The sequence below is a fragment of the Propylenella binzhouense genome (assembly GCF_009866965.1).
GTDB classification, from domain to species: Bacteria; Pseudomonadota; Alphaproteobacteria; order Rhizobiales; family Afifellaceae; genus Propylenella; species Propylenella binzhouense.
Genome location: NZ_SPKJ01000122.1, coordinates 1 through 9,982, shown reverse-complemented (window position 1 = coordinate 9,982; position 9,982 = coordinate 1). Strand labels below are relative to the sequence as shown.

Annotated in this window: 10 protein-coding genes; 2 read left to right on the top strand and 8 right to left on the bottom strand. The window is 70.5% G+C overall.

Features of this window, described 5'->3' with window-relative positions; translation table 11 throughout:
- The 5 genes from E4O86_RS20645 to E4O86_RS20625 form a co-directional block, all read right to left on the bottom strand.
- Window positions 1-305 (bottom strand): biotin/lipoyl-containing protein (locus E4O86_RS20645; protein ID WP_343039204.1); only part of this gene is annotated, 305 nt, incomplete at its 3' end.
- A gap of 24 nt (window positions 306-329) precedes the next feature.
- Window positions 330-1,781: an NAD-dependent succinate-semialdehyde dehydrogenase gene (locus E4O86_RS20640; RefSeq protein WP_161142439.1), complete on the bottom strand. Its 1,452-nt coding sequence runs from the start codon at window positions 1,779-1,781 to the stop codon at window positions 330-332.
- Between the two features lie 10 nt (window positions 1,782-1,791).
- Window positions 1,792-2,769: an alpha-ketoacid dehydrogenase subunit beta gene (locus tag E4O86_RS20635; RefSeq protein WP_161142438.1), complete on the bottom strand. Its 978-nt coding sequence runs from the start codon at window positions 2,767-2,769 to the stop codon at window positions 1,792-1,794.
- Window positions 2,757-3,770, bottom strand: coding sequence for a thiamine pyrophosphate-dependent enzyme (locus E4O86_RS20630; protein WP_161142437.1), 1,014 nt, complete (start codon window positions 3,768-3,770; stop codon window positions 2,757-2,759). Before E4O86_RS20630 ends, E4O86_RS20635 begins: the two co-directional genes overlap by 13 nt.
- 62 nt (window positions 3,771-3,832) lie before the next feature.
- Window positions 3,833-5,146, bottom strand: a complete 1,314-nt coding sequence (locus E4O86_RS20625) for a M24 family metallopeptidase (protein WP_161142436.1) — start codon at window positions 5,144-5,146, stop codon at window positions 3,833-3,835.
- 197 nt (window positions 5,147-5,343) lie between these two features.
- Here E4O86_RS20625 and E4O86_RS20620 point away from each other — a divergent pair, with 197 nt between their 5' ends.
- Window positions 5,344-6,441 (top strand): LacI family DNA-binding transcriptional regulator, encoded by a 1,098-nt coding sequence (locus E4O86_RS20620; RefSeq protein ID WP_161142435.1) that lies wholly within the window; start codon window positions 5,344-5,346, stop codon window positions 6,439-6,441.
- Window positions 6,442-6,466: 25 nt separating this feature from the next.
- Here the strand turns inward: E4O86_RS20620 and E4O86_RS20615 are convergent, their stop codons facing one another.
- The 3 genes from E4O86_RS20615 to E4O86_RS20605 all read right to left on the bottom strand — a co-directional run bounded on the left by E4O86_RS20615 (window position 6,467) and on the right by E4O86_RS20605 (window position 8,791).
- Window positions 6,467-7,126 carry a pyroglutamyl-peptidase I gene (locus tag E4O86_RS20615; protein WP_161142434.1) on the bottom strand — a complete coding sequence of 220 codons (660 nt, stop codon included), beginning with the start codon at window positions 7,124-7,126 and terminating at the stop codon, window positions 6,467-6,469.
- Complete coding sequence (locus E4O86_RS20610) at window positions 7,123-8,133, bottom strand: endonuclease/exonuclease/phosphatase family protein (protein ID WP_161142433.1); 1,011 nt, start codon at window positions 8,131-8,133, stop codon at window positions 7,123-7,125. Before E4O86_RS20610 ends, E4O86_RS20615 begins: the two co-directional genes overlap by 4 nt.
- Before the next feature lie 106 nt (window positions 8,134-8,239).
- Window positions 8,240-8,791 (bottom strand): Hsp20/alpha crystallin family protein, encoded by a 552-nt coding sequence (locus E4O86_RS20605; protein ID WP_161142432.1) that lies wholly within the window; start codon window positions 8,789-8,791, stop codon window positions 8,240-8,242.
- Window positions 8,792-8,924: 133 nt separating this feature from the next.
- On the opposite strand from E4O86_RS20605, the gene rssA reads away from it, so the two are divergent.
- Entirely contained in the window at window positions 8,925-9,959 is a 1,035-nt protein-coding gene (gene rssA / locus E4O86_RS20600; RefSeq protein WP_161142431.1) for a patatin-like phospholipase RssA, read from the top strand.
- The last annotated feature ends 23 nt before the right edge of the window (window positions 9,960-9,982 follow it).

The window sequence follows — 9,982 nt, the reverse complement described above, 5'->3', positions numbered from 1 at the left end:
CCCGGCGCGTCGTCGGGCGCACCCGTCGTGGCCACCGCCCCGGCGAGGCCGCCGGCAGGCGGCGCCGCCGCGGCCCCGTCGCCGATCACGGCGACGATGGCGCCGACCCTGGCGCTCTCGCCGGTCTTGACGCGGATCTCGGAGAGCACGCCCCCCTCGATCGCCTGCACTTCCATGCTGACCTTGTCGGTCTCGATCTCGAACAGGTTCTCGCCCGCTTCGACGGCGTCGCCGACCGACTTGAACCAGGTGCTGATCGTGCCCTCGGCGACCGTTTCGCCGAGTTGCGGCATCAGGACGTCCATCGCTCTCCCCTGCCCCGACGGGCCCTACCACTCGACCGAGATGTACTGGGTCTCGAGGAACTCCATGATCCCGTGATGCGCGCCCTCGCGGCCGATGCCGGACTGCTTCATGCCGCCGAACGGCGCAGCCGGATCGGAGACGAGGCCGCGATTGAGGCCGATCATCCCGAAATCGAGGCGCTCCGAGACGGCGAGCCCCCGCTTCAGGTCGCCGGTGAAGACGTAGGCGACGAGGCCGTATTCGGTGTCGTTGCAGCGGCGGACCACCTCGTCCTCGTCGGAGAAGCGCGTCAGCGCGGCGACCGGCCCGAAGATCTCCTCGTGGAAGCAGCGGGCGTCCTCGGGCACGTCCACCATCACGGTCGGCGGATAGAAATAGCCCCCGCCCTCGATCGGCCTGCCGCCGGTCAGCACCTTCGCGCCGCGCGCGACGGCGTCCTCGACGAGCTCCACCACCTTGTCGCGGGTCTCGGCATTGACCAGGCTGCCGACCTCGACCCCCTCCTCGAGGCCGTTCCCGACCTTCATGGCGGCCATCCGGGCCGCGAGCTTCCCGGCGAAGGCGTCGTGCACCCTGTCGTGGACGTAGAAGCGGTTCGCCGCCGTGCAGGCCTCGCCGAGATTGCGCATCTTGGCGAGGATCGCGCCCTCGACCGCCTTGTCGAGATCGGCGTCGTCGAAGACGACGAGCGGGGCGTTGCCGCCGAGCTCCATGGCCGGGTTGACGATGTTGTCGGCGGCGGAGCGGAGCAGCGTCCGCCCGACCTCGGTGGAGCCGGTGAAGGACACCACGCGCACGCGCGGATCGTGCAGGAGCGCGTCGACGAGCTTGCCGGTGCTGCGCGAAGGCAGGACGCTGATGATGCCCTTCGGCAGGCCGGCCTGCTCCATGATCGGCATCAGCGCGAGCATGGTGAGCGGCGTCGCCGAAGCCGGCTTCAGGACGACCGGGCAGCCGGCGGCGAGCGCCGGGCCGATCTTGCGGGTCGCCATCGCGGCCGGATAGTTCCAGGGCGTCACGAGCACGGCGATGCCCGCCGGCTTGTGGCCGACCATGATGCGCGCGCCGGTCGAGGGGCCGCGATAGAGGTCGCCGATCGCGCGCACCGCCTCCTCCGCGCTCCAGCGGAAGAACTCGGCCGCATAGGCGATCTCGGCGCGCGAATCCGGCAGCGCCTTGCCGTTCTCCATGGTGACGAGGCGCGCGAGCTCCTCCTTCTGGGCCATGATGAGCTCGAAGGCCTTCCGGAGCACCTCGCCCCGCTCGCGCGGCTTGAGCCCCGCCCAGGCGGGGAACGCCTTCTCGGCCGCGTCGAGCGCGGCCATGCCGTCCGCGACGGTGGCGCTCGCGACGGTCGCGATCACCTCGCCGGTCGCCGGGTTGTCGACATCGAAGGTGCCGCCGTCCGAGGCGTCGCGCCACTCGCCCCCGAGGAAGAGCTGGGTGGGAAGGTTCGGGAATGCTGCATGCTTCATGGCACGACCCTCAGTTCATCGAGCGGGTGATCTTCTCGACGATACGGCCGGGCGTGGGCAGGACGATGTCCTCGAGATTGTCGGCCGCCGGCAGCGGGATGTGCGGCGTGGTGATCCGCACCACCGGACCGTCGAGGTCGTAGAACGCCTCGTCGGCGACGATCGACGCGATCTCCGCGCCCCAGCCGCAGAGCCGCGGATTCTCCTCCACCGTGAAGAGGCGCCCGGTCTTGCCGACCGAGCCGAGGATGGTCTGGGTATCGAGCGGCACGAGCGAGCGGACGTCGATGACCTCGCAGTCGATCCCCTGCTCCGCCTTGAGGCGCTCCGCCGCCTCGAGCGCGCGCGGCACCATCAGCGCAAGCGCCACGATCGTCGCGTCCTTCCCCTCCCGCAGCACCTTGGCCTTGCCGAGCGTGTCGAGGATCTCGCCGTCGGGGACCTCGCCCTTGGTGGCGTAGAGGGACTTGTGCTCGAACATGATGACGGGATCGGGATCACGCACGGCCGCCGCCATCAGGCCGACGACATCGGCGGGCGAGGACGGCGCCACCACCTTGAGGCCCGGGATCATCATCGCCCAGTTCTCGACCGACTGCGAATGCTGCGCGCCGAAGCGCGAGCCCGCGCCGTTGCCGGTGCGCACGACGAGCGGGCAGCCGAGCTGGCCGTTGGTCATGTAGCGGCTCTTCGGGAACTCGTTGGCGATGTAGTCGAAGCAGACCGCCAGGAAGTCGGAGAACATGATCTCCGCGATCGGGCGCAGCCCGGTCATCGCCGCGCCCATGGCGGCGCCGAGGATGGCCTGCTCGGAGATCGGCGTGTCGCGCACCCGCTTCGGCCCGAACTTCTCGTAGAGGCCGACGGTCGCCTTGAAGACGCCGCCGGGCTTGCCGACGTCCTCGCCGAGAAAGACGACGCGCTCGTCGCGCTCCATCTCCTGCGCAATGCCGCGCGCGACGGCGTCGCGATAAGTCAGTTCCGCCATGCCCAGCCCCCATCCGCATAGACGTCGCTCGTCAGGATCTCGACCGGCGGCGGCGGCGCCGCCTTGCACGTCTCCGTCGCGGCCTCCACCTTCTTCTTCGAAGCCTGCTCGATCGCCTTGATGGTCTCGCCGTCGACGCCGAAATCGACGAGCCGCTGCCGGTAGATCTTGATCGGATCGCGCTCCATCCAGCGCTCCAGCTCGCCCTCCGGCCGGTACTTGGCGGGATCGGCGCGCGAATGGCCGGAATGCCGGTAGGTGAGGCACTCGATGAGCGAGGGTCCCTGCCCGGCCCGCGCCTTGGCATAGGCCTTGAGCGCCTCGCGGAAGACCGCGTCGGCATCGTTGCCGTCGACGATGATGCGCTCGAGCCCGTAGGCCGAGGCGCGGTCGGCGGCGGGATGCTCGATCGGGATCACGTCCGCGATCGGCGTGTATTCCATGTAGAGGTTGTTCTCGCAGACGAAGACGACCGGCAGCTTCCACACCGCCGCGAAGTTCACCGCCTCGTGGAACGCCCCGATATTCGTCGTGCCGTCGCCGAAGAAGCATACCGACACGTCGGGCTGGCCGAGATATTGCGCCCGCCAGGCGGACCCGCACGCGATCGGCAGATGCGCGCCGATAATGGCGTAGGAGCCCATGACGCCGTGCTCGGCGGAGGTGAGGTGCATCGAGCCCCCCTTGCCGCGCATCAGGCCGTTGTCGCGCTGCATCAGCTCGCCCAGCACCTTCTCCATCGAGACGCCGCGCGCGAGCGTGTGGGCATGGCCCCGATAGGTGCAGAACGAGAGGTCGCCCGGCTGCATGGCGGTCGCCATGCCGGCGGCGATCGCCTCCTGGCCGAGCGAAAGATGGCTCGTCCCCTTCACGAGGTTCTGCAGGAAAAGGTCGTAGGCCCGCTTCTCGAAGTCGCGGATCTCGACCTGCTTTCGGAACAGCTCGAGCCGCGTGTCGAGCCCGATATCGTCGTTCGCCCCGTTGGGCGTGATCGCGTCCACTGGCGATTCCTCCTCGCGACGCCGCGCCGGCCGGGCGCCGTCCGCCCGCCGGCCGGCTGCCCTCAATACGCGTTGGCGATCGGAAGCTCTTCGGCCGGGAACAGGCTGATGACCGTGCAGCCGGTATCGGTGACGACCACCTCCTCCTCGATCCGCGCGGCCGAATAGCCGTCCTTCGCCGGGCAGTAGGTCTCGAGCGCGAACACCATGCCGGTCTTGATCTCCATCGGATTGTCGAGGGAGACGAGGCGCGAGATGATCGGACGCTCGTGCAGCGCGAGGCCGAGCCCGTGGCCGAACTGCAGGCCGAAGGCGGCGAGCTCGTTCGGGAAGCCGAACTCCTCGGCCGCCGGCCAGACCCGGGCGACCGTGTCCGTGCTCACCCCCGGCTTGATGAGCGAGATGGCGTCGTCGAGCCACTGCCGGCACTTCTTGTAGGCGTCGTGCTGCGCCGGGGTGGCGCGGCCGACATTGAAGGTGCGGTAGTAGCAGGTCCGGTAGCCCTGGTAGGCCTGCAGGATGTCGAAGAAGGCCTGGTCGCCCGGGCGCAGCAGCCGGTCCGTGAAATTGTGCGGATGCGGATTGCAGCGCTCGCCGGAAATGGCGTTGATGGCCTCGACGTCGTCGGAGCCCATCTCGTAGAGCATCTTGTTGGCGAGGGCGACGATGTCGTTCTCCCGCCGGCCGGGTTTCAGCTCCTCCCAGATCATGTGGTAGACGCCGTCCACCATCGCCGCCGCCTGGTTGAGCAGCGTGATCTCGTCGATGTTCTTGATCTCGCGGGCGTCGAGCATGACCTGCTGGCCGTCGACGACCTTCATGCCGGCCTTCTGCAGCTCGAAGAACATCGCCGTCTCGGCGAGATCGACGCCGACCGGCATGTCGGCGACGCCGGCATCGCGCAGCAGCGACATGATCTCGGTCGCGTGGTTGCGCATCAGGCCGACCGATGGCGGCACCGTGCCGCGCATGCCGAGCATCCCGGCGCGGCAATTGTCCGGCACCAGCCAGTCGCAGTTCAGCTTGTGGTGCACCGCCGCGGAGCCGAAGTCCCAGACGACCGGCTCCTCGTCGCCGGCAAGCAGCGCGAAGCGGCAGAGCTTGTCGCGCTCCCACTCGCCGATCTTCGTCCCGGTGACGTAGCGGATGTTGTTGACGTCGAAGAGGAGCAGCGCCCCGCACTCGGAATTCTTCAGCGCCTGCCGGGCGCGCGCGAGGCGGTAGGAGCGCAGCCGGTCGTAGTCGACGCGCCGCTCGAAATCGACATTGATGTGGCCCGGCGCCGGAATGTGGCGATCCCACATCCAGTTCGGCTCAAGCGCGAAGGCCGCGGGATCGCCGGTGATGTTGTGGGGTCTCAAAACTTTCTGGTCCATCGTTTCCTCCTGCCGCGGGGAAGCGCCCCTTCTTGGTCCGAGCGGCGTGGACACTGCAATCGTTTGCATGTAAAGCACCGCGCCGGCGGCGAGTCAACCTCGTCGGACTGGCGCGGAAATCGCGGTCTCCGCGCGCCGGATTGGCGGGGCGTCTGCAGCAATCTATAGTCCTGTCCCATGGAATCGACCATGGCGCGATGCGCAAGCGCGTAACTCTCAAGGACGTCGCACAGGCGGTCGGGGTCCACGTCTCGACGGTCTCGCGAGCGCTCGATCCGAAGACGCGGCATCTCATCACGCCCGAGATCGCGGACCGGATCCTGAAGGCGAGCGAGCGGCTCGACTACCGGCCGAATGCGGCCGCCTACTCGCTGAAGACGAAGCGCACCCGCACGATCGGCGTCATCGTGCCGGACATCACCAATCCGATCTTCCCGCCGATCATCCGCGGCGTCGAGGACGCGCTGGCCGACCAGGGCTATTTCGCGATTCTCGCCAACACCGACGGCAAGGCCGGCCGCGAGGCGGCCATCGCCGACACGCTGCTCTGGCGCGGCGTGGACGGGCTCGTCCTCGCCAGCGTCGAGCGGCACGACCGGCTCGTGGAGCGGCTTCTCGCCGAGGCGATCCCGATCGTCACGGTGAACCGGCGCGTCGAGCGCGAGGACATCGCCTCCGTCGTCCACGACGACCGCGACGGCATGCGCCGCGTGCTCGCGCATCTCGCCGATCTCGGCCACACGCGGATCGCCAATATTGCCGGCCCGCAATCCTTCTCCACCGGGCGCGAGCGCTACGAGGCCTTCGAGAGCGTCCGCGCGGCGCTCGGCCTCGATCCGGACCGGCGCCTGGTCGTGTTCGCGTCGGGGTTCAACGAGGACGAAGGCGAGCGCTGCACCGCGGAGCTCCTCGACGGCGGCGTGCCTTTCACTGCAATCGTTTGCTCCAACGACCGGCTCGCCATCGGCGCGATCGCCGCGCTGCGCCAGCGTGGCCTCGCCTGTCCGGACGACGTCTCGGTCACCGGCTACAACGACATGCCGATGCTCGACCGCCTGTTTCCCCCGCTCACCACCATCCGGATCGAGCAGTACCAGGCCGGCGCGATGGCGGCGGAGCTGCTCGTGGAGATGATCGAGGAGGCGCCGGAACACCGCAAGCCGCGCCATATCGTGCTGCCGGTCGAGCTCGTCGTGCGCGGCTCGACGGCGCCGCCCTCGCCGGCGCGGAACGCCGCCCGCCCCAAGGGGCGCGGCCGGAAGGCGGCGGTGAGCGAGAATCCCGCCGCCGGCTGAACGGCGCGCCGCCTCCTTCCTCCGATCAGGCTCGGCCTGCCGAAGCCGCCGTCTCGATCGCGAGCCGTACCGCGCGGACCATGGCGGCGAGCTCCATCGACGGCGTCTCCGACAGCCGGCCGGCGCCGGGCCGGCCGGAGCGGGCCTGCTCCTCCATCATCGCCGCGAGATCGGCGTGGCTGTGCGGCAGATGCAGGAAGCCGCAGGAGGGCCGCGGCACGGCTTCCGCGGCGAGGCGGAGCGTCCGGTACATGAGCGCGTTGCAGAGAAACGTGCCCGCCCCGTTCGAAAGCGCGGACGGGATGCCCGCTTCGAGCAGCCGCGCGCGGATCGCCCGGATCGGGAGCGTCGCCGCAAGCGCCGTCGGGCCGCCCGCCTCCACCGCTCCGCAGATCCGCGCGCCGGCATTGTCGGCGATCTCGAAATCCGCGATGTTGACCGCGATCCGCTCGATCCGGACGATTGCGGAGCCGGGCCAGAGCCCGAGGCCGATCACGATCTGCGGACGGACCTCCGCAAAGAGACGGGCGAGCTCCGCCGCAAGGCCCTCGTGGCGGACCGGCACCACGCGCCCGCGGACGACAAGGCCGCCGATCGTTTCGCCGTCGAGCGTGCGCGCGATCGCCTCCGCCGGATTGCTGCTCCGACCGCCATAGGGCTCGAAGCCGAGCAGGAGCACGGTCATGAAGGCTGCTCCGGGGTCTCCGGCAGCGCGAAGGTCGCGACCACCGGGGCATGATAGGATTCCGGGCTGTCCCTGACGCCCGACCGCGCCACGAGCTCGTCGCCGAGCGCCTCGTTGTGGATCTCGAGCCCGCGATAGAGCGCAAGCAGCGGCCGCGAGGCGAGCAAATGGTCGAGCATCATGCGCCGGCCGCCATGGATCACGGAGAAGCGCTGGCTCTCCGGCAGGCTGCGCTCGAGCGGGACGAGGCTGCGCCCGGCGAGCGCGCCATTGCCGGTATCCTCGATGTCGGCGAGCAGGATGCGCGTCGGCGCCTCGCCGGTCTCCGCGTTGAAGTCGCCGGCGACCACGACGAGCGCCTCGGGCTCGGCGTCGAGGATCCGCTCCACCAGGAGCCGCGCCTCGAGCGCCTGGCCCGAGCGCTTCACCGAGGCGATGAAATAGCCTTCCGCCCAGCCGCTCACGCTCGCCCAGGCGAACGGGCCCGTCTTCTGGCCCGGCACGGGCGCGGCGAGCGGCGCCCGCAGATGCAGATCGAGAACGTGCAGGCGCCGACCGCCGGGCACCGCGATCTCGACGTGAAGGAGCGGCCGGTCCCAGCGGATCGCGCCGTCGGCGCCCGCCGCGCCGGCTCCGCCGGCGAGGAAGGCATGCGGCACGGGCGGCACGAAATCGTGGAAGACCTGGCGCTGCGCCGAGATCGGCCAGCGGCTGAGCACGACCAGATTGTGCCTGTCCATCGGGCCCCCGGCCGGGCCCCCGGCGCCGGGGCGGGTGGAGGCGGCGCGGTGGAACGCCGCATAGGGCGTCCCGGCGAGGAGCGCGTCGAGGAGCGAGAGGCGGCGTATGCCATCCGGGTCGCGGGGCGCATTCACCTCCTGCAGGCAGACGACGTCTGCCTCCAGGCGGAGGAGCTGCGGCCGGAGGATCGCGATCCGGCGCCGGTCGGCCTCGTCGGAAGCCTCGCCTTCGCCGAGATTCTCCGTGTTGAAGGTCGCGATCCGCACCCGTTCCGCCGCCCGATCGTCCCGGTCGGCGTCTTCTCGCAGGAATGGAGCGCCGCGCCAAGCGGGGCCGGGGGAGGGTTCCGGCGCCGCCCGGCGCGGCCGGCCGTCACACGCGCGTGACGGCGATCTTCTTCACCGCCTGCCTGGCGGCCTCGGTCTTCGGCACGGTGAGCGTCAGGACCCCGTTCTTGAAGGTCGCGTCGATCCGGTCGGCGTCGACCCCCTCGGGAACGTGGAAGGAGCGGCGGAACGAGCCGTAGCGGCGCTCGGAGACGTGCACGTCCTCCTTCTCCTCGTTGGAGTCCTGCCGCTTCTCGGCCTTGATGGTGATCATGCCGTCGGAATAGCCGACGTCGATGTCCTTCTCCTCGCACCCGGGCAGCTCGACCGAGATGCGGTAGGCGCCGTCGGCCTCCGCAGCCTCGACGGCGCCCCAATTGCCACCGACCCAGTCGCGGACCGGGCGGGCGAACTCGCTCTCCCAGAGCGAGCGGCCGACGAACGGCCAGGAGGTCTGGAAGTCGTCGAAGAGCCTGTCCATCTGACGGCGGAGCGCCAGGAACGGATCGGCGGACGCCGGCTCGGCGGCCGCGGGCGCCTGGGCTGCGGCGGGCGCCGCGCTCTTGGTCTCGGCGGGTGCCGGCTGAACTTCGCTCATGGTCGTTCTCCTGTGCTATGAACGACCGGCGCGCCTTCGTACGCGCCGGGAACGGTCGCATTCTCCGCGAGATTGGGTGGGCCACCTTGACGAGGATCAAGTCCGGCCGGCGCGGCCGAAGCCGCCGAGGACCATGAAGCCGCTGGCGAGAGCCTCGGAGCGGCGCAGGCCGGCCCAGGCCGGCGAGGCCGAGTGGCCGCAGCCGCGCCAGAAGCCGAGGATCGGCATCGTGCTCGGTTCGGGCGTCGCGCGCGGCTGGGCGCATATCGGCGTGCTGCAGGCGCTCGCGCGGCTCGGCATCCGGCCCGACGTGGTCTGCGGCTGCTCGAGCGGGGCGCTCGTCGGCGCCTCCTATGCCGCCGGACGGCTGGAGACGCTCAACGAGCTCGCGAATGCAATGACGTTCAGCCGCACTCTCGGCTTCCTCGACCTCCGCTTCGCGCGGGGCGGGCTCATCGAGGGCCGCTGGATCGTCGATTTCTGCCGCAGGCATATCGGCGACATCCGGATCGAGGACGCCGCGTGCACGTTCGGCGCGGTGGCCACCGAACTCGGCTCCGGCCGGGAGACCTGGCTCACCTCCGGTTCCCTCATCGACGCGGTGCGGGCCTCGCTCGCGCTGCCGGGCCTCCTCACGCCGGTGCCGCTCCGCGGCCAGTGGCTCGTCGACGGCGCGCTGGTGAACCCCCTCCCCGTCTCGCTCTGCCGCGCCCTCGGCGCCGACGTCATCATCGGGGTGAACCTCAGCGGCGACCTCGTCACCCGCAACGGCATCGTGACGCGGCGGAAGCCCCGCACGCGGCTGATGTCGTCCGCCCGCTCGGCCTGGCTCGGGCGGCTGCGGAAGCGAGCGGAGCCGCCCGAGCCAGGCGGAGCGGCCGAGCCGGCCGAGACGATTCCGACCTATCTCGAGGTGCTCGCCGGCTCCTTCCTCGTGATGGAGAATTTCGTGTCGCGGGTCCGGCTCGCAGCGGACCCGGTCGATGTCCTCGTCACGCCCGAGGTCCGCCATCTCGGCGTCATGGACTTCCACCGCGCCGAGGAGGCGATCGCCGCGGGCGAGGCGGCGGTCGCGGCGAGCCGCGACCAGATCCTCGCCGCCTGCCGGACCGCCGCGGCGGAGGCGCCGCCCGTTCCGAGGGAGCAGGCGGGCCCGCAGAAGGCGTGAGCGCTCAGGCCCGCCCGGCCGCG

Bases quoted from the DNA above. Each gene is read 5' to 3' on its own strand.
- E4O86_RS20635 (WP_161142438.1), bottom strand. From the start codon at position 2,769: ATGGCGGAACTGACTTATCGCGACGCCGTCGCGCGCGGCATTGCGCAG.
- E4O86_RS20620 (WP_161142435.1), top strand. From the start codon at position 5,344: ATGCGCAAGCGCGTAACTCTCAAGGACGTCGCACAGGCGGTCGGGGTC.
- E4O86_RS20615 (WP_161142434.1), bottom strand. From the start codon at position 7,126: ATGACCGTGCTCCTGCTCGGCTTCGAGCCCTATGGCGGTCGGAGCAGC.
- E4O86_RS20605 (WP_161142432.1), bottom strand. From the start codon at position 8,791: ATGAGCGAAGTTCAGCCGGCACCCGCCGAGACCAAGAGCGCGGCGCCC.
- E4O86_RS20640 (WP_161142439.1), bottom strand. From the start codon at position 1,781: ATGAAGCATGCAGCATTCCCGAACCTTCCCACCCAGCTCTTCCTCGGG.
- E4O86_RS20625 (WP_161142436.1), bottom strand. From the start codon at position 5,146: ATGGACCAGAAAGTTTTGAGACCCCACAACATCACCGGCGATCCCGCG.
- rssA (WP_161142431.1), top strand. From the start codon at position 8,925: ATGAAGCCGCTGGCGAGAGCCTCGGAGCGGCGCAGGCCGGCCCAGGCC.